The organism is Acinetobacter lactucae, assembly GCF_013344765.1.
GTDB lineage: Bacteria > Pseudomonadota > Gammaproteobacteria > Pseudomonadales > Moraxellaceae > Acinetobacter > Acinetobacter lactucae_A.
Map to the genome: position 1 here is coordinate 21,986 of NZ_JABVBF010000007.1, position 20,012 is coordinate 41,997.

General features: G+C 39.4%; 19 protein-coding genes. 2 read left to right on the forward strand and 17 right to left on the reverse strand.

The annotated features are described in order from the left end of the window. The 5 genes from HUN22_RS01900 to lgt form a co-directional block, all read right to left on the reverse strand. A complete protein-coding gene (locus tag HUN22_RS01900) occupies positions 1-510 on the reverse strand; it encodes a dihydrofolate reductase (RefSeq protein ID WP_174726283.1) in 510 nt (169 codons plus the stop codon). Positions 511-555: 45 nt separating this feature from the next. Next, positions 556-1,398: a thymidylate synthase gene (thyA, locus tag HUN22_RS01905; RefSeq protein ID WP_032005162.1), complete on the reverse strand. Its 843-nt coding sequence runs from the start codon at positions 1,396-1,398 to the stop codon at positions 556-558. 165 nt (positions 1,399-1,563) lie between these two features. Beyond that, positions 1,564-1,929: a hypothetical protein gene (locus HUN22_RS01910; RefSeq protein ID WP_174726284.1), complete on the reverse strand. Its 366-nt coding sequence runs from the start codon at positions 1,927-1,929 to the stop codon at positions 1,564-1,566. Between the two features lie 11 nt (positions 1,930-1,940). Continuing rightward, positions 1,941-2,300, reverse strand: a complete 360-nt coding sequence (locus HUN22_RS01915) for a hypothetical protein (protein ID WP_174726285.1) — start codon at positions 2,298-2,300, stop codon at positions 1,941-1,943. Between the two features lie 79 nt (positions 2,301-2,379). Further along, positions 2,380-3,198: a prolipoprotein diacylglyceryl transferase gene (gene lgt, locus HUN22_RS01920; RefSeq protein ID WP_005066098.1), complete on the reverse strand. Its 819-nt coding sequence runs from the start codon at positions 3,196-3,198 to the stop codon at positions 2,380-2,382. 93 nt (positions 3,199-3,291) lie between these two features. Between lgt and HUN22_RS01925 the strand changes: the two genes are divergently transcribed. Beyond that, a complete protein-coding gene (locus HUN22_RS01925; protein ID WP_174726286.1) occupies positions 3,292-4,071 on the forward strand; it encodes an NRDE family protein in 780 nt (259 codons plus the stop codon). 49 nt (positions 4,072-4,120) lie between these two features. On the opposite strand, the gene HUN22_RS01930 is transcribed toward HUN22_RS01925, so the two are convergent. The 5 genes from HUN22_RS01930 to HUN22_RS01950 form a co-directional block, all read right to left on the reverse strand. Then, entirely contained in the window at positions 4,121-6,313 is a 2,193-nt protein-coding gene (locus HUN22_RS01930) for a PhoX family protein (protein ID WP_174726287.1), read from the reverse strand. A gap of 203 nt (positions 6,314-6,516) precedes the next feature. Further along, positions 6,517-8,466 (reverse strand): PhoX family protein, encoded by a 1,950-nt coding sequence (locus HUN22_RS01935; protein WP_174726288.1) that lies wholly within the window; start codon positions 8,464-8,466, stop codon positions 6,517-6,519. Between the two features lie 175 nt (positions 8,467-8,641). Next, on the reverse strand, positions 8,642-9,412 hold the full coding sequence (gene tatC / locus HUN22_RS01940) for a twin-arginine translocase subunit TatC (protein WP_174726289.1): 771 nt from the start codon (positions 9,410-9,412) through the stop codon (positions 8,642-8,644). Then, a complete protein-coding gene (tatB, locus tag HUN22_RS01945; RefSeq protein WP_174726290.1) occupies positions 9,409-9,846 on the reverse strand; it encodes a Sec-independent protein translocase protein TatB in 438 nt (145 codons plus the stop codon). The genes tatC and tatB overlap by 4 nt, the downstream gene beginning before the upstream one ends. A gap of 12 nt (positions 9,847-9,858) precedes the next feature. Continuing rightward, entirely contained in the window at positions 9,859-10,077 is a 219-nt protein-coding gene (locus HUN22_RS01950) for a Sec-independent protein translocase subunit TatA (RefSeq protein ID WP_174726291.1), read from the reverse strand. Between the two features lie 252 nt (positions 10,078-10,329). Here HUN22_RS01950 and HUN22_RS01955 point away from each other — a divergent pair, with 252 nt between their 5' ends. Next, entirely contained in the window at positions 10,330-11,205 is an 876-nt protein-coding gene (locus HUN22_RS01955; protein WP_174726292.1) for an AEC family transporter, read from the forward strand. 215 nt (positions 11,206-11,420) lie between these two features. On the opposite strand, the gene rdgB is transcribed toward HUN22_RS01955, so the two are convergent. The 7 genes from rdgB to HUN22_RS01990 form a co-directional block, all read right to left on the reverse strand. Continuing rightward, complete coding sequence (gene rdgB, locus HUN22_RS01960; RefSeq protein WP_174726293.1) at positions 11,421-12,047, reverse strand: RdgB/HAM1 family non-canonical purine NTP pyrophosphatase; 627 nt, start codon at positions 12,045-12,047, stop codon at positions 11,421-11,423. Positions 12,048-12,224: 177 nt separating this feature from the next. After that, the gene (locus HUN22_RS01965; RefSeq protein WP_017385717.1) at positions 12,225-12,812 is read right to left on the reverse strand and encodes a tetratricopeptide repeat protein; all 588 of its coding nucleotides are present in this window, start codon (positions 12,810-12,812) and stop codon (positions 12,225-12,227) included. Continuing rightward, complete coding sequence (gene metW / locus HUN22_RS01970) at positions 12,809-13,402, reverse strand: methionine biosynthesis protein MetW (protein WP_001217230.1); 594 nt, start codon at positions 13,400-13,402, stop codon at positions 12,809-12,811. Before metW ends, HUN22_RS01965 begins: the two co-directional genes overlap by 4 nt. After that, positions 13,402-14,562 carry a homoserine O-succinyltransferase MetX gene (gene metX / locus HUN22_RS01975; RefSeq protein ID WP_002114709.1) on the reverse strand — a complete coding sequence of 387 codons (1,161 nt, stop codon included), beginning with the start codon at positions 14,560-14,562 and terminating at the stop codon, positions 13,402-13,404. Before metX ends, metW begins: the two co-directional genes overlap by 1 nt. Positions 14,563-14,644: 82 nt before the next feature. Next, positions 14,645-16,342, reverse strand: coding sequence for a 2-isopropylmalate synthase (gene leuA / locus HUN22_RS01980; RefSeq protein ID WP_174726294.1), 1,698 nt, complete (start codon positions 16,340-16,342; stop codon positions 14,645-14,647). A 458-nt stretch (positions 16,343-16,800) separates the two neighbouring features. Then, entirely contained in the window at positions 16,801-17,484 is a 684-nt protein-coding gene (locus HUN22_RS01985) for a Fe2+-dependent dioxygenase (protein ID WP_368074571.1), read from the reverse strand. A 106-nt stretch (positions 17,485-17,590) separates the two neighbouring features. After that, entirely contained in the window at positions 17,591-19,879 is a 2,289-nt protein-coding gene (locus HUN22_RS01990) for a TonB-dependent receptor (protein WP_174726296.1), read from the reverse strand. Between the last annotated feature and the right edge of the window lie 133 nt (positions 19,880-20,012).

Below are 20,012 nucleotides of genomic sequence, written 5' to 3' on the forward strand. Positions count from 1 at the left end.
TTATTTTTTATAAGTGGCAAACTCGAATGAAGTTCCTGATTTTTCATCCACTTGCTGTTCACTTGCAGTTTTATGAAATTCGCTTGGTATTGTTGGATAATGTGCATCACCTTGCACATCTAAGTCAACATGAGTAAGTTCAAGGCGATCTGCAATTGATAGGGTTTGCTTGAATATCTCACCGCCACCAATGATGAACAATGCTTGTTTTTCGGTATTTTTTACATCTTCTAAAGCTGCATTTAAAGCATCTTCAATTGAATACGCAACTTTAACACCGTCAAATTGCCAGTTAATGTCACGGGTAATTACCCAGTTTACACGGTTTGGTAGAGCACGGCCCATCGACTCAAGGGTTTTACGGCCCATCACGACCACACCGCCTTGAGTGATTTCTTTAAAATGTTTTAAGTCGGCAGAAATATGCCATGGCAACGCATTGCCTTTACCAATACAGTGATTCCTGTCCATTGCCACAACGTGGACAACTTCTACATTTTGCCATGCCATAATCTTTATTCTCTAAACCGTAATCTAATGAAATTTAAGCCGTCGTTATACTGCAACTGGTGCTTTAATTGCAGGATGTGATTCATAACCTACAATTTCAATATCTTCAAATTTAAAATCAAATAAGTCAGTTATTTCTGGATTTAGTTTCAATTGGCATAGTGGTAATGGTTCACGTGTCAATTGAAGTTTAGCTTGTTCGAAATGGTTGGCATAAAGATGTGTATCGCCACCAGTCCAGACAAAATCACCTACACCTAAACCACATACTTGAGCAATCATATGGGTGAGTAGAGCGTAACTTGCAATGTTAAAAGGTACGCCTAAGAACACGTCGGCACTACGTTGATAAAGCTGGCATGACAACTTGTTGTCTTGTACGAAAAATTGGAAGAGTGTGTGGCAAGGTGGCAATGCAACTTGTCCAGCTTCATTTGGGTTCCAGCCAGAAATAATTAAACGGCGTGAATTTGGATTAGTTTTAATTTCATTAATTAACCATTTAATCTGGTCAAAGCCATCTTGGTTATAAGTACCGTCAGCATTTTTAGTTGCGCCAAAATTACGCCATTGATGACCATAGACTGGTCCAAGTTCATGTTCTGGGCGGCCAAAACGAGCAGTTTGTTCTGCTGTTGCCCATTCATCCCAAATTGAAACTTTATTATCTTTTAGATATTGGACGTTGGTGTCGCCTTTTAAAAACCAAAGTAACTCAATCACGATAGAACGAAAATGAACTTTTTTGGTGGTGAGTAAAGGAAAACCTTTAGAGAGATCAAAACGCATTTGATGACCAAATACAGAACGGGTTCCTGTGCCTGTACGGTCGCCTTTGTCACCGCCATTATCAAGGATATGTTGTAGTAGGTCTAAATATGCACGCATAACACTCTCGAGTTCGGATTAATTCCATAAAATAGAAGGGGGAGATAGCTCAATGATAAATAATTACGCAATAGTGCAGCTTCATCATGAACCACTGAAGATGATACCTGTTGTAGCTCAAGATGAAAATCTAAAAATGGTTCTATAGCATTTCAATGGATGTAATTAGTCAAATCGCTTGGCACGATTTTGATAAATCGAAACAAGAAAAAATCCAACCAGTACAAAGCCTAAAGCTTGTATCGTGACGATCCAATCGTACTGAGGCTGTAGCATCCACACCACCAGAGCAATAATAATGAAAGGGTAAATTCTCAGCAGAAACTGGAAGTTAGATTTATATGAACTACGAGCTGGAATTTTTGTTTTTAAATATTCTATGAAGTGAAGCCCAAAACCTAACACAAGGCTAAGAATAGTATAAGACGGCGATAAAGGCTGAACTTGATTAGCAGCATAAACTGCAACACAAACAACAATAATGAAGATAAGTTTGATGTGACGTGGTGCGTTGTACCAATAAGCCAACATGAAAACCAAACCTATTTCTTAAAAAGCGATTGAGGTGAAAAAATAAAAGCAGCAAGCGCCATAAAAGCAATTCCTTGAACACCCCAGATCAGCAAGTTCGGCATTGTTTTAACAAAAATAAGGGCAAATAACAGTGCGATAGGTATCCAAGTCAACAGGCGATAAAGCAAGCCGGTCGGATTTTTCTGAGCAAAATGCAATTTAAAATAGCGGCAGATTAAAAAGATAACACCCGTGCCAGTAAACATTAGAATCGTATCTAAAGGCAATGGTTGGTATTGATATAATCCAATACAGATCAATAGTGTAATAATTAAAATTACTAATTTTTTAAATATCGGGACTTGAGTGTTAAACCAGAATTCCAGCATGGCATATCTTCATTTTTGGGAGAGTAAAACTGTAGCATAAAAAAGAAAAGAGGAGCCGAAACTCCTCTGATTTATCATATTAACTGTTCTTTTGTGGGCCCCAGTCATAAATTTTCTTTTGGTAGGCATACCACATCATCCAAAGGCCAATTAGCAACATTGGAACGGTGAGGATCTGTCCTTTAGTCATCCAACCAAACAAAATAAAACCTTGGTCTGCATCGGGTTGACGGAAGAATTCCATCACGAAACGTGCAACGCCATAGCCCATTAAAAATAGGGCAGAAACCGCCATGCGTGGACGTGGTTTTGAACTAAACCACCACAAGACAATAAATAGGATTAAGCCTTCACAAATCGCTTGATAAATTTGTGATGGATGGCGTACTAGTTGTAATGGATCAGTAGGGAAGATCATACCGAAGGGGTAATTAGGGTCAGTTACCGCACGACCATATAACTCTCCACCAATGAAGTTACCAAAACGTCCAAACATTAAGCCAGTTGGTACACATGGGGCAATAAAATCGAGCGTTTGGAACCATGTTTTTTGGTATTTTTTACACCAAAATAACATCGCAATCATGACGCCTAAAAAGCCGCCGTGGAAACTCATACCGCCTGTCCAGACTTGAAATAGCCAAATCGGGTTTTCAAGAAATTTGTCAAACTCATAGAAAAGGACATAGCCGACACGACCGCCCAGAACGACACCTAAAGCACCGTAAAACACCAGATCTGAAACCATTTCTGATGTCCAGCCATCACGCTGTTTGGCACGGTAGGAAGCAAGCCCCCAAGCACATAAAAATGCCAATAGATACATGAGTCCATACCAATGGACTTGAAGAGGTCCTAGATGTATTGCGACCGGATCGATATTAGGATAGGTCAGCATTGCTGCTCCTTGATCTTACGTTTTGACAGATTGTAGCGGAATGATGTGAAAAATGTTGTACATTCAATGTGTAAAGATAGGGAATAAGAAAAGATGTGTATTGTTGCTTTAGCATGGCATGTTCTGGATGAGATGCCCTTGTGTCTTATGTCAAATCGGGATGAGTTCTATCATCGACCAACAGCTTTATTACATCAGTGGCAACACACACCGATTATTGCTGGACAAGATTTACAGTCGGGTGGGACTTGGATGGGAGTAACACCTCAAGGCCGATGGGCTGTATTGACCAATTTTCGTGATGGACGAGATCAAAAGTCATATGAAACTTCTCGTGGTCATTTGGTTCAGGCTTTTTTAGAATCTGATTTATTGCCGATTCGATTTGCGCAACAATTAGAGCAGCAGCAACAAAATTTTGCTGGCTTTAATTTGTTTATGGGAAATGCTGATCAAGCGGTTTATATGAGTAACCGTGGTGAAGCCCCGCAAGTATTGGCGAATGGTGTTTATGTGGTTTCGAATGGCTTAATGTCTGAACATTGGGAAAAGACCAGACATTTGCGAACACGTTTTACGCAAGAATTTTTGCCTATGCTCCAGCACCAAACGGAAGAGTTAACTTTACAGAAAGCGGCTTGGGATATTCTAGAAGATGAGCGTAAGGTTACGACGGCATTATTACCCAATACGGGCATTCAGCCAGAAATGGAAGAGTTATTATCATCGACTTTTATTCAAAGCCCTGTGTATGGCACACGTTGTTCAAATTTTCTAAGAATGACCAATAATGAATGGCTTTGGTTGGAAAAAACTCAGCAAGGTGAGCACAGCGGTCAAATTGTACAGCAGCAGGTTCTCTTAAATCGATGATAATAAAAATGCCGATCAATTGACCGGCATTTTCATAGCTATAAAAGAATTAGCCCGCGATCACACCGCCATCTTTACGGGTAATCACAACAGTTGCTGAGCGTGGGCGCGCAGTTTTGTTGTTTGGATCTTTCTGGGTTGCTGGCCAGCTACTTTCTGGGGTTGCGTAACTTGCAGAATCTTCGCCAGGGTGTTGAACATTAATGAAAATTGCTTTGTAGTCAGGTGTCATCGCGATACCTGTAATCTCACATTGCTTAGGCCCCACCAAGAAACGGCGCAAAGTTGAATCTGTAACTTTAGCACCCACTAAAGTTTGCTGACCATTTGACGTAGTTGCGGTAGTACCATCCCCAATCTGGCCTGGTAACGCTGCAAGCATCATACAGTTAGTGACATCAGTGTAAGCACCATCATCCGTTTGAATCCAAAGTACACCACGTGGGTCAAACCACATACCGTCTGGAGATGACAAATCATTGTTGTCTGTCAGACCAGATAAGTTGATGTTTGAAGCCATTGATGCTTCTGCACCAAATAGGTAAATATCCCACTTAAAGGTTTCAGCAGTCGTTTTGTCATCAGTTTCTTTAAAACGAATGATATGACCGTTAACGTTACCTTTTTGCTCTTTAGTGCCGTTGTAGAGGTCTGTGTAGTTACGCGGGTTTGCAGCATCGGTCGCGTAATCTTTACCACGGTTTGAGTTGTTGGTTAGGGTGACATAGACTTCGCCGTTCACTGGGTTAACCGTACACCATTCTGGGCGGTCCATTTTTGTAGCGCCGACTGCATCACCCGCTAAGCGTGCAAATGTGACAACATCCGCTTGAGATTTAAATGGGTAAGTTGTGTTTCCTTCATTTAAGCCATTTTTGCCATAAGCAAGTTCAATCCATTGGCCTGTACCATCATTATTAAACTTGGCAACATACAACTTACCTGCGTTCATATATTTGTCGCCAGCTGCATAGCCACGATTTACATCTTTAGTGTCCCACACTGCGGTAGAGACAAATTTATAGATGTATTCACCACGGGAGTCATCGCCCATATAAAACGCAAGTGGTTGACCTGCAACTGCACGGCAAGCACTGTCTTCATGTGCAAAACGACCTAGCGATGTTCTTTTAACTGGATTAAGGCGGTTATCGAAAGGATCAATCTCGACCATCCAACCGAATGTATTTGGTCCGTTACGATAGTCTTGGGTAGCTTGTGCAGCTTTTACATCAGCATTCCAGCGGTCATATAAGTCTTGTGATTCCACTTGACCAATTGCTGTTTCCCAACCGTAACGTGAACTAGACCCTGCTTTTAAGCCATAGCGTTTCAGTGCAATAATTTCTTCTGGAGTACGTAGCGCATCATCAGTCGTACTACGAGCGAAGTAACCAATAAAGTTTTCTTCGGTGGTTAAGTATGTGCCCCAAGGCGTATAACCGTTACCGCAGTTATTATGGGTACCACGTGTTTTACGGGCAGTAGGAGAGAAGCGTGTTGCAAGCAAGCCAGAACCAGCTGCTGCACCTGCAAAATCCATTTCAGTTGATGCTGTAATACGGCGGTTAAAAATAGAGGTTTTATCAATTTCTACTTTTTGAGTTGCTGCATCTTTTTTGATATGGACTACAGATACGCCATGTGCATTGGTTTCACGAATGACCTCATCTTCAGGGCGGCGTCCATCAACTTTTGTTGGACCTTTTGGGTGAAGGAAGGTTTGGTTGATATATTCGTGATTCATCACCAACAAACCTTGCGCTGAAACACTCTCGTCAAAGCGGTTTGTTGAAGTATTTAAACCAAAGAAATGCATGCCGTCATGACAGTCACCAGAACGGAACTGAAAGCTTGGGCCAGATGGAATATTATTGTCATCCCATTCGCCAAAATTAGGGTTGATTGAATCACCTAAAGCAAAAATGACATTTGCTTCATAGCCTTCAGGTACAGTCACAATATCGTTATGATTTTTCGCAACTGCGGTAAAAGTTAATTTTTCTGGTTTTTTATTTGGATCTACAGGCGTGGTTCCACCGTTGTTTGAACCTGAGTCATCATCACTATCATTACAGCCTGTTAACGTAGAGGCTAAAGTTAGCGCTACAGCACCACTTGCTGCTTTAGTAATTAGACTACGGCGACTAATGTGTTGTTCTAAAATGTCGCGGAAGTGGATATTGTCAGAAGTATTATTGTCCAGCTCTTGATCTTCATGATATGGCGTCAGCTCTGTCATGGGAAATTCCTAAGTAAATAAAGAGATTGTTCTAAAATTCTTCATGAGCTTAGTTTGTGAATGTGACGAGGCGTTGACGTTTTGATGATAAGTTAATGAAAAGTTCTGTAATTTTTCATTTAATTTTCATAAAAAGTGAAAGTTGAATGTAAAAACATTAAAGCTGACCTTAGCCAGCTTTAATGTTTGGAGTATATAAAAAATTATTTGGTTGTGACCGATGGAGCAATTGGATCGGCAGTGATATAGCCTACGTTAGCACTATAACCATTGTTATAATTTTGGTTAATTAATGCTTTTACATCATCAGGTACACTGCTGCTATCACCAGGGTGCTGGAAGTTACTCATGATGTAAGTCCAACCATTGATTGAATCTACAGCATGTAAACCTGTTGACTCTGCACCTGCTGGTGTAGAAAGTAGTCGTGTTAACTCTTTAGTATCTACATTGTATGCCCACAAGAAGTTGTTCACGTGATTACCTGAATCTTCACCAATGAATAATGTGCGTAGAGTTTCAGAGAATTTTAAATTGTCTGGGCTAGCAATTTTGTCTGGGTGAGCTGTATTACCTAAGCTATCCTTAGTAATATCTTCGCCCATCAATAACATATATGAGTAAAGGGGAACCCACTCACTATTGATTGAGCCGCCTTCATTGTCTGTAAAGCTATTACCTAATTTGTGCGCAAGAACACCGCCAGCAGTAATTTTTTTAGAGAACCCTACATTATGTTCCGCAACATAACCATTACCACCAACAATCATTGAATCTTGGATATTAGCTAAAGCCGAGTACGCAATTTTATCTTTAATATTTACGTTAGTACCTTCCATCTTGGTGAACGCCATGCTTGCACCTTTTAGTGCTGCATAACGATGGGTTTCCAAGAAAGCTGCTGCTTTTTCCATGCCCGGTTTAAGTTTGACCCAAAGCTTTTTCTTCGCCAAAGTGATTTCAGTATAGCTAGCATCATTTGGATTGGTTGTTAAACTTTCCATAATGTCAGTTGATTTAATTCCACCTGCAACTAAATCTTCAATTTCTTTACTTGTTGCGTGACCAAGTTTGATCCATTGAATGCTAGCAGTTGAAGTTTCAGTTAACGTATTGATGTATTTAGCGACATAAAGTGTACCTGCTGATAAATCTTTTTCTTTATCAGCAACGAACATGAAGAAACCACCATTTGTGTAGTCATCGCCCATGAGTGCTGTACGGTTGTCTGGCATTACATGAATAAGTTCGTGAGAAATACGACCTAAACAATAGTGCTTTTTAATGCTGCCTGTACCATCAAGGTTAACTGTTACTTCTGGCAAATGACCGTAGTTATATGGATTTGCTTTAGTTTCATCACCAAAGAAATATTTACCAAGATATTTGGGATCTGTACCACCAATGCCTTGATTGAATGCATCTGGTTCATATTCTTCACTCGATAAGTGAGTGTTCCAAGGTGATAAGCTCGCACCGCAAGTAATCCATAAACCATGCACAGGGGCAGTATCAACGTTGAAGTATTTTTTAAGTTCTAAGTGACCTGTTTTTTGATCTTGGTCTAAAGTCAAAATTGCGATTGGAGAAGGTAGTTGACCGTAAGTGTCGCCGCCTGCTTGGTCTTTAGAGTTATATTCAAATTGAACCACATGGAACACTGGGTTTGCTACACCATCAACTTTGGCACCTTCTAAATGAATTAAAGATGAACCATCTGGACAGTCCGAAAAGAATTGGCGTTCTTTACCAGCAACTGACTTATCCATAATTGGATTACCATTAACATCAAAATAACCACCCGCGATAATAGTTCCGCCACCAAGTTTTGGTACGCTGTCACCTGTTTTAAAGAATGATTTATAAGCAAGTTGATATTCAGTACTGGTTGAGTTTTCCCAATCAATTTTTAATTTAGAATTCACTAAAGTTGTTGCGCGATCTGCTGCCGCTGTTGGAGCCGTCATTGCCGTGAATTTTGCGTTTTTTAATTTGCTTGGCTGTGGTGTTGGAGTGACTACAGAACTATCATCACTATCATTACAACCTGCTAACGTTGCTGCCGTAGCCATCGCACCTAATGGTAGAAAAGGGATCCCCGAAAACCATTTTAAAACTTCGCGACGTGTTGGGTGGTTAGAAGCAGTTGTCATAATAAATCCGTAAATTTTGTGGGTATATTTGTTGAGTTGATTTTATGGACTGTAAATGACACTTTTCTTACATTTTTAAGTCACTTTGAAGACAGTTTATTACTTTGTAGATTAAAAAGTGTTCTATATAAAAAAGCCTGAACTTCGAGGTTCAGGCCTTTTCTTAAAAACTATTTTATTCGGCAGAATGAGTTTTTCTTTTCTCAAGAATTTTACCGAAGAGCAGGCCAAGTTCAAAAAGCAACCACATTGGAATTGCCAACATTATCATTGAAATTGCATCTGGCGGTGTAATGAACATTGCAACGAAAAAGCATCCTACAATAATAAAACGTCTTTTTTCAGCCAGACTCTTTGTATTTACCACGCCTATTAAAATCAGCAGGAGAGTCGCAATTGGAATCTCAAAAGTCAGTCCAAAAACTAAAAATAGCTTTAAGCAAAAGCTTAGGTAGCTATTAATATCCGTCATGGGGGCGACAGTTTCAGGCGATACACTAATAAAGAAATGCAAAATTGCAGGAAGGGTAATGTAATATGCAAAAGCAACCCCTGCATAAAATAAGACAATACTACCAATGAGTAATGGGAGCGCTAAATGACGTTCTTTTTGATATAGCGCGGGACGAACAAAAGACCATATTTCATAAAGAATAAATGGCATTGCCAACACAAGCGCGACAAATAAATTGAGTTTAAAAGGCGCCATAAATGTTGCAGTGACATCAGTTGCAATCATTGAAGAGGAGGTCGGAAGTTGGAGCCTTAAAGGTTCGGATAATAATTGGTAAGTATTATTTCTGAAAGGTAATAAGCAAAAAAATAAAAATAATGTTACCCCGACAATCCTAAATAAATGACGTCTTAAAACGACCAAATGGTTCATGATTGGCATTTGGTCTAAATTTTCTTGCGTATTTACAGTCGTTGAAGGCAGTTGGTTCATACGGCAATCTTCAATTTAACAGCTGATGTCTCTGAAATATCAGTTGATGATGCTAAAGGAATAAATTTTCTAATGTACGGGACTTTATAATGGCCTGATATAGGAATACATATTCGAATAGGTTGGGGCATTGTTTTGACTGCCTCAGCCTGATCTATATTTTCAGAGATATTCTGCTTTTGAATTTCTTCAAGTTGTTGTTGTACTTTACGTTCTAATGCTTCAATGCGGTTGAGTTCTTCTTGCATTTCCTTTCGAAACTCAGAAAGACGCAACTCTTGATCAATCTCATTTTGCAAATTGGTAATATAACGTTTTAGGCGAACATACCAGCGACCAGCAAAGCGTGCAGCTTCCGGTAGTTTATCTGGGCCTAAAACTAAAATTGCAATAATTGCAAAACAGAGTAGCTCTGTCATTCCTACATCAAGCATGGTCGAAAACCTTTAGCTTTTTACTGATGTGTTGTCATGGGTTTTGACTTGGGCATCAATTGTACGTGGAGTATTAAGAGCTGCAGTTTCATCGTCTTCACGAACTGATTTCTTAAAATCTTTTACTGCACCGCCTACGTCTTTACCAATATTTTTTAATTTAGATGTACCGAATAATAAAATAACGACAATTGCAAAAATAACGACATGCCAAATAGATAAACCGGCCATGATCTGATACCTCTTTTCAGTTTTTTTTATATCAACAGGTTGCTGTGACAGGAATATGACACTTATATGTCATTTTTAAGACACTGGCAATCAGTGGAGACATAAAAAACTATAACTATAAAATTTACTTCGTTTTTTTTCTTTAGTATTAACCGGAATAAGAGATGCTTAAATTACTTGAAATGGAGAGTACATTTCGGTTTAAAAAAGTGTAGCATAACAGGCTGGTTTTAATGGAATAGTGGAGAAAACGTGACATTATTACTGCCCATATTGGCGTTTATCACTGGACTTTTACTAGCTCAGACTTCTATTTCAGAAACCATAAAACCTATTCTTTCGGCTTGGCTTGCCCGCTTACTGATTCCAGTTGTGATTATTTACAACATGGTATTTTATCAGCCAGGTAGTTTGAGCTTAATGCTCTTTAGCTTCGGTTCAGCATTTCTTATTTTCTTCGCTTATTTAGCTCTATTTAAAGACAGATTATTAGCGCTATGCGTGAGTTATACCAACATGGGCTGGCTTGGCTTTCCTTTTGCCATGGCTTTATTTGGTCCTGATGCTACGGCTCCTATTGTTGCGCTATATATTGGTATGTCTCTTTTTGGAAATGCATGGGCTGTTACGGCAGTCACCACTGCACCACAAAGTAAGCTTCACATATTAAAAAAGATTTTAACTTCTCCACCGTGTATTTCAATTTTTTGTGCGCTTCTGCTCAGGTTGCTAGGTGCTCAGCATATAGAACATCCCGCTATACATTGGATATATGAAATTGCCAAGTTCGCAATGACTTTTGCTGGCATGTGTGTTTTGGGAATGTGGCTACGCCGTACCCGAGTGCATTTAAAAGACTTAATCTACAGTACCAAAGCTCAAGCTTTTAAGGTGGTGTGTGGGTTTATTCTTTGTGGCTTAACTTATAAATTTTTACCGATACCAAATATAAGTCAGCAAATTGGAGTGATGTTTTTAATGTTCTGTCTGCCACCAGCAGCCAATATTGTAGCGCTAGAAACACATTATCAAGGAACGGGAAGATCTGCAGCTTATATCGCCTCTGGGACGATTGTGAGTTGTGTGTGTATTGCGATTTATGCAGTTTTTTTGCATCTTTATTTCTAGGGAAGCCAGTTAGATCATACGGCCTTAGAATAATGGTTATATGCTTATTTTGTGTATGTAAGCAATACTTTACTTTTGTTTCGTCAAAAGTAACAAAACCATTTGTCGAACTGACGACACATCCTTGATGTCGCAGTTCGACGGGCGACATCCATGTCGCCTAGCACGATAGCAAATGGCTTTAAAGTTAAACTAAATAAATGCCATATAAAGTTTTACTTCTGCAAGCTCTCTCTAAACAACTGCATCGCTTGTCCACGATGGCTAATCTTGTTTTTGTCTTCTTTAGACAATTCAGCGCTAGAAACTTGTAGCTCAGGCAACCAGAACAGTGGGTCATAGCCAAAGCCATTTTCGCCACGTGGCGCTTCTAAAATTTCGCCGTGCCAGATGCCTTGGAAAATTTGGGGTAAAGGGTCTTCAGCATGAGTGACTAAAGCAAGTACACAAACAAACATACCTTCAATCACTTCACCATTTTTACGATATGGCAGAAGATCATTTAATAATTTTGCATTGTTGGCTGCATCGTCACCATGTTCTCCAGCATAACGCGCTGAATAAATACCAGGCGCGCCACCTAAGATAGGAACACAAATACCAGAGTCATCAGCCATAGCAGGCTTACCTGAAATTTTAGAGGCATGACGAGCTTTAATAATGGCATTTTCAATAAAGCTTAAGCCATCTTCGATTGCATCAGGAATATTAATGCGACCTTGAGGAATAATTTCTACAGGTAACTTCAGCTGTTCAAAAAGTTTTTCAAACTCTGCGACTTTACCTTTGTTATTGCTGGCAAGAACTAAACTGCCCTGATCAAACCAATGTGGGGTAGACATAATAAAACCAAACGTTATAGCTAATATCGAACATCAGTTATGTTACGTGTTTTTTAAGAGGGGATATAGAGGTAAACAAATACAATATAAATGAGAATATCCTAATAAACTAAAACCACCTTGTAGAGCATACAAGGTGGTTTTAGTCGAGTAAGGTTTTTTACGGATGAACCGTTATTATTGTGCTTGAATCCATTTGTCCGCACGGTCACGTGCTGTACGGATTTGTTCTTGAGTCAAGTTTGCTGCAAGAGCAGTTTTCTTACCTTCAGATAGGCTAATCACTTTATTGTCGAGCATGCCATCACGAGTTGAAAGTTCATACCACTGGTAAGCACCAACGTAGTTTTTCTTTTGCTCTTCCATCATCGCGAGGTTATAGCTTGCACGATTATCACCATTGCTTGCTGCTTTTTCAAAGTATTTACGAGCCATAGACTCATCTTTCTTAACACCAATGCCGTCGGCATACATACGGCCTACGTTGAGTTGTGCTGGTGATAAACCTTGGTCAGCTGCAGCTTTAAACCATGCGAAAGCTTGTTTCTCGTCTTTTGCTACATCTTTACCATATTGATAATGTGTACCAAGATAAAATTGTGCGCCTGCTTGCCCGGCTTTTGCTGCTTTCTGAAGATCGTTAATCCCCATTGTTGAAAAACGTGCAGCCTGACTCGCAACCGATTGTGGCTGGGCGATATAATCTGCATGAGCCTGCATACTTAGCAGTCCTGCAAATAGTGTGCTAAATAATGTCTTTTTCATAGTGCACTCACTCGATAAATAGCGACTTCACCAAACAAATTCGGAACATGTTTGCTTAACAGGCTTCCCTGCTGATTTCCATTGACGGCGAGTCGATTAATAATTTGTATCTGATTTTCAGCACATAGTGCTTCGAAATCTTTAAATGTACATAAATGAATGTTGGGAGTGTTATACCACATATATGGTAAAGCATCCGATACAGGCATCATTCCTTTTAATGCAAGAAAAGAGCGAGTCTTCCAATGCGCAAAGTTTGGAAAAGTAATAATTGCCTGTTTACCCACACGCACCATGTCTCTTAATAAAACATCGGGTGCATCTACGGCTTGCAAAGCTTGTGCCATAACCACATAGTCAAATGACTGGTCTGCAAAGCGGCTTAAGCCGAGATTCAAATCTTGTTGAATAATATTTAACCCGCGACTGACAGCAATTGCAATCTTTTCTTGATCAATTTCTAATCCATAAGCACGAATTTGATGCTTTTGGCTCATATGAGCGAGTAATTCACCGTCTCCACACCCTAAATCGAGTACGCTTGAGCCGGGTTTAATCCACTTTTCTGCTAGTTGTTGATCAATACGCATTAGCTTGCCTCCAGTGATGTCGATTTTAAATGTTCTTCACCGCCTAGGAAAGCGCGCATGGTTTTGACATACAGTGGAATAGGGAATAAGAACGAGTCATGACCTTGTTCAGCATCAATATCGAGATAACTTACTGGCTTATGATTGGTAATAAGTGCATCTACAATTTCTTGTGAGCGGCTTGGTGCAAAACGCCAGTCAGTTGTAAACGAGACAATCAAGAACTGGCATTTGGTTTTGCCCATCGCTTCAGTTAAAGAATGACCGTACTCACGTGATGGGTCAAAATAATCTAAAGCTTTGGTCATGATGAGATAGGTATTGGCATCAAAGTTCCGACTGAACTGTTCACCTTGATAACGTAGATAGCTCTCGACTTGAAACTCGACATCAAAACCATACATAAATTTGCCAGATTTTAAATCACGGCCAAATTTTTGTTTCATGGCTTCTTCTGAAAGATAGGTGATATGGCCGACCATACGAGCCAAAATCAGTCCGCGTTTCGGGTAGCTATCATTTTCTAAATAACGGCCATGATGGAAATCTGGGTCAGACAAGATCGACTGACGTGCAACCTCGTTAAATGCAATATTTTGAGCTGAAAGCTTTGGTGCACTGGCAATAATCACACATTTTTGTAGGCGGTCAGGGTAGTCTACGGACCATTGTAGTGCTTGCATGCCACCTAATGACCCACCAACCACTGCATACCAGACATCTACACCTAAACGATCAGAAAGCATGGCCTGAGTTTTAACCCAGTCGCGTACCGTTACTAAGGGAAAATCCGGTCCATAAGGGCGGTTATCATTTTCAGGATTTGGTGAGGTCGGGCCAGTTGAGCCATTACAGCCACCAATATTATTTAGCGAAACTACAAAAAACTTATTTGTATCGATTGCCTTACCCGGGCCAATACAACTATCCCACCATCCAGCTTTTTTATCATCTTCGTGGTGATAACCCGCCGCATGATGATGTCCGGAAAGAGCATGACAGATTAAAATTGCATTTGATTTATCAGCATTTAAAGTGCCGTAAGTTTCGACCATTAGTTCAAAACGTGGCAAAACACGATCACATTCAAGGTGTAATGGTTCTTCAAATTGGAACTTTTGCGGAGTGACTAACCCCACTGAATCAGCTGGAAAAGACACGGGAACATTTCGCCTTTTAAATCTTTCAGGAATAAAAAGAAAGGATACCAAGCTAGGTATCCTTTCCAAAGTCTTTTTTTAATTAAACAGCAGCGGCAACAACCTGATCTGTACTTAAAACACCTTGATCAATCAAACGGTTGGTACATGCGATAATTGCTTCAATTGATGAAGTGACTGTGTTGTCATGAACACCAGCACCAAATGAACCTTTACCTGTACCTTTTACTTGAAGCTCAATTAAGGTTAATGCTTTCGCATTTGCACCTGAACTAATACTACGTTCTTCATAGTTCAATACGTCAATTGGTAATTGAAGTGCATTTAAGAATGCAGAGATTGGTCCGTTACCTTCACCGCGAAGTTGTTGCGTTTCGCCTTCAACATCAACATCAAGTTCGATAATTTGAGTGCCATTAATGTCAGATAATCTGTAGTTTTTGACTGTGTAATGATGATTTTTTACATCAACATACGTATCTTTAAATAATGTCCAGATTTCTTTGGCATTAATTTCTGTACCGTTCTCATCAGCATATTGTTGAACAACTTGGCTGAATTCGATTTGTAAACGACGCGGCAACACAACGTTGTAATTCGATTCTAATAAGTATGCGATACCACCTTTACCAGACTGACTGTTTACACGAATGACAGCATCATAGTCGCGGCCCAAATCTTTCGGGTCAATTGGTAAGTAAGGCATATCCCAGACTTCTTCATTTTTCTGGTATTCGAAACCTTTTTTGATCGCATCCTGATGTGAACCAGAGAAGGCAGTAAATACCAAGTCGCCTGCATATGGATGACGAGGGTGTACAGGTAAACCAGTACATTCTTCAACCGTTGCAATTACTTCATTAATATTAGAAAAATCTAACTCTGGTGCTACACCTTGGGTATACATGTTCAATGCAATTGCTGCAACGTCAACGTTACCTGTACGTTCACCATTACCGAACACACAGCCTTCAACACGGTCAGCACCCGCCATAATGGCAAGTTCTGATGCAGCAATACCACAGCCGCGGTCATTGTGGCAGTGAACAGAAATGATCACACCATCACGACGTGCCAAATTACGATGCATCCATTCAATTTGGTCTGCATAAACATTTGGTGTAGAAACTTCTACAGTCGCTGGTAAGTTTAAAATAACTTTATGATCTGGACGTGCATCCCAGATTTCTGTGACGGCATCACAGACATCTTTAGCGACTTCTAATTCTGTTGCAGAGAAACATTCTGGACTATATTGGAAAATCCAGTCAGTTTGAGGATATTGTGCCGCATACTCTTTAACTTTTTGAGCAGCATTAATTGCTAATTGTTTTGCGCCATCAACATCTACATTCAACACCTTTTGACGGAAGGTTGGAGAGTTTGAGTTATAAATATGTACAATTGCGCGTTTAGCACCTGCCAAAGATTCAAAAGTACGTTCGATTAAATGGTCACGTGCTTGAACCAAAACTTCAATGTATACGTCATCAGGAATATGATTTTCTTCGATCAACATGCGGGTAAAATCGAAGTCAATTTGAGATGCGGAAGGGAAACCGATTTCAATATGCTTAAAACCAATTTTCACAAGCATTTTGAACATTTTGAATTTTTGTTCCATGTTCATCGGTTCAAAAATTGCTTGGTTACCGTCACGTAAATCGGTACTCATCCAGATTGGCGCTTTTGTAATTTCGTTATTTGGCCATTGGCGATCAGGTAAATCCACACGTTGGTACATACGGCGGTATTTTTTGCTAGGGTCAGCCAACATCATGAGAAAACTCCTTGTCTCGTAGCGCGGTTGCTCTGGATATATTTAAAAGGCAACGTCTCTACTTAATATATGGTATCTAATTCAGAAAAATTAAAGGTAATCTTGAAATGCTGCTTTAAAAAGCAGACAAAATTTTTATACGCGCGCTTGGCGCAGCATCAGGAGTTGCAGATGATGTCTTGCTTGAGTAGGCTGGGCAAACAAGTAATTCGTTTTCATCTCTAGACCGTAGAATAATAAGTTTGATGGTTTGCGGGTAATCTTGATATTTAGATATATCACATCTAAACAATGATTACACCTTGTGCAAAATTCTTATCATAATTTTAGTTAGGTTGTTTAGAAAATAATTTTCTAATTTTGCGCTGTTTTATTTTTTATGGAAAATTATTTTCATATTTTTGCCTTATTAAGATAAAAAAGACTGTTTAGGCTTAAAAAGGCAAAAATAAATAGTGTTATAGTTCTGACCACATACGAATTAAATTATGATAAATATTGGTCAGCTTCATGACTTCTGGATAGTTATCGCCGTGTGATTTACGTAATTCTCGAATGCTCTCATCAAGATTAAATAACAGATGGCGTTTACTATCGTCTCGAACCAAACTTTGTACCCAGAAAAAAGAAGCAAATCGAGTACCTGAGGTAATGCTACTGACTTCATGTAGGCTAGTAGACGGGTAGAGCACCACATCACCTGCGGGTAATTTGACTTCGTGATAACCATAAGTATCTTCAATAACGAGGTCACCACCTTCGTATTCATCCGGTTCACTTAAAAATAATGTACAAGATAAATCGGTACGTAGTTGTTCAGAAGTTCCACGGATAAGGCGAATTGAATTATCTACATGGAAACCAAAGCTTTCATGTTCATCATAACGATTAAAAAGCGGTGGAATAATTTTGTGAGGCAGCGCAGCGGCCTGAAACACTGGATTTTGCCAAATTGCTTTAATGACAAGATCACTTAAGTGGTGTGTAAGCGGATCTTGTTCGGAGAGTTGTTGATTTCTTTTAACAGAGGCAGACAAGGTGCCAGCAGTCACTTTACCACCTACCCAATTTGCCTCTTTCATGAGTTTACGAAACTCGGCAACTTGCTCTTTGCTTAATACATTGGGGATATGATGAATCACGGCAAACACCTTTTTAATAGATACTTCATTTGTAAAAATAGCCTCATGACGAGGCTATTTTATATGAACTTCAATTAATTCCATAAATAAATTATGGAATTTAATCTTAGTACTTAAAGTTAATCGCTAAGACAGCATTACGACCATTGCCTTCAAATGCGTAGTGAGCTGCATGTGCACTAGTGAAATAACGCTTATCAGAAATATTATTAATATTAAGCTGCAAATTCACATTCTTGTTCACGTCGTATTTAGCCATAGCATTGTAAATGGTATAAGTTGGCAAATATTTAGGTGCGGTTGTGTTTACAAAGACTTGATCACGATATTCAACACCAGCGCCTAAAGTTAATTGAGGTATTACTCTGTACGTAGACCAAAGTGTAGCGCTGTTTTTCGCTACAAATGGTAATGGCTTACCTTCTTGAGCAACCGCATTGTATGCAGCTTCTGTGATTTCGCTATCTAAATAGCTATAGCCTGTAGAAACATCCCATTTGTCAGTAATTTTACCGTTCAAGCTAATTTCAAATCCGTCAACTTTACTTTTACCAGCATTGGCAGTGGTGTTCGGGTCGATTTGGATACGAGTATTTTGCTTTTCAGTACGGAAAATAGCTGCTGTTAAGTTCGCACGATTATTAAATAAATCCCATTTTGTACCTAACTCGAAAGTACGAGCTTCTTCTGGCTTAAGGGCATTTGCACTCGCACTTGCACTACCAGAGTCACTAATAGAATCTGAACCAGTATCGCCTTCAGCGAGCACCCCTACAGGGTTTGCTGACGTAGCATAGCTTAAATAAATACTACCATCTTCGGTTGGTTTAAAAACTAAGCCAGCTTGATAAGAGAAATAATCTGTATCGCTTTCTAGTTTATCACCAGTTTTATGAGGGGTACGTCCACCTACATCCTTATTATATTTTTTCTCAGTTTCGAATTTATCCCAACGAACACCTAGGTTAAGTAACCATTGTGGATTAAATTCAATACTATCTAAAGCATAGACTCCTACATTATGACTACGAGTAGTCGATTGCGCTTTAATTGCTCCACGTGTGTCATAGAAGGCGCCATTTCCTGGATTATTTAAACTAGTACACCAACCATTTGAAGCAGCAGCATCTGAAGTACAATTTTTAATATTGCTATCTAAAATAGTCGATGTAGTTTCACCCGCAGCATTAGTAAATGTATATACGCCTTGGTCAGTTTCTTGGAAGCTCCACTCAGTACCAACATTAAAAGAATGTTTTAAGTTACCTGTGTTGAATTTACCTCTTAAAGAAAGTTGGTCGCTATAAGCATCGCTATCCAAAATGCGACTTAAAGCGCGGCGAGCAATTGTGCCTCTGTAAATGTTACCCTTAGAGTCATCAGCATTCGTATAAACATAATCAGATTTAGACTTGTTGTAAGTGGCTACATTTGACAAGGTAAGATTTTCATTAAAGTCATGTTCTAACTTAAATGTACCAATATGGTTTTCACGTTTATCGAAATCACGTGCTTTCCAGCCATAGTAGGTTCCAGCTTTGACATCAACAGGTTTACCATCACCAGGTGTTACTGTCACTCCTGGAGGAGGAGTTGTTGGATTTGCATTGTTAAATGGAATACCTGCATCTGGTTCATCATTACTACGTAAATAGTAGTAGCTAAGAGTCCCACGAGTTGCTGTATCTAGGCCAAATGCAAGACTTGATGCAATACCAGCACGAGCATATTCAGCACCGTTACTCTGACCAGCTTTTTCGTTTTCATGACCCATAATGACCACACGGCCAGCAATACCGTTACCAAAGTCTTTATTGGCATCAAGTTGGATATGACGATAGTTGTCAGTACCACCTTGAACGCTACCTTGGTAAACGTCACCTTCATGAGCAACTTTAGGGATTAAGTTAATACTCCCACCAACACTACCACCGCCACCAAGAGCAGAAGAAGAGCCTTTAATAACTTCAACTTGTTCAATGGCAAACATATCGCGGTTTTGAGACGTTGTATTACGTACACCATCCACATAAATAGAAGATTGGCCGCTATAGCCACGAATGTAAGGCATATCTGTAAACGGTGTACCGCCTTCACCTGCACCTAAAGTAATGCCTGGTTCATAACGTAAAGCTTCGAGTAGAGTATTAGAGTTTGTATCTTTAATTAATTTTTGAGAAAGAATAGAGACTGATTTTGGCGTATCTTTGAGAGGAGCCACGAATTTAGAATTTGCAGACTGATCTACTTTTAAAGATTCTTCTTGAGTCGCTTTAGTATGAATTGTTGGTAATTGTGAAACTGCTTCTTGCGCCATGGCTGTTGTTGCAATCATTGATAGCGATGAAGCTATTGCAGAAGAAACAATTTTTTTACGTGTTCTAATCAAAGACATAACTTCAGAACTCTAAAACTAAAAGGTTATGCGAATAATAATAATTCTTATTTATATGTACAGTTTGTGTTAATTGGATTTGCCAATTGAATTATGAAGACAAAGTGAATGATCTGTCTCTTATACACATTCT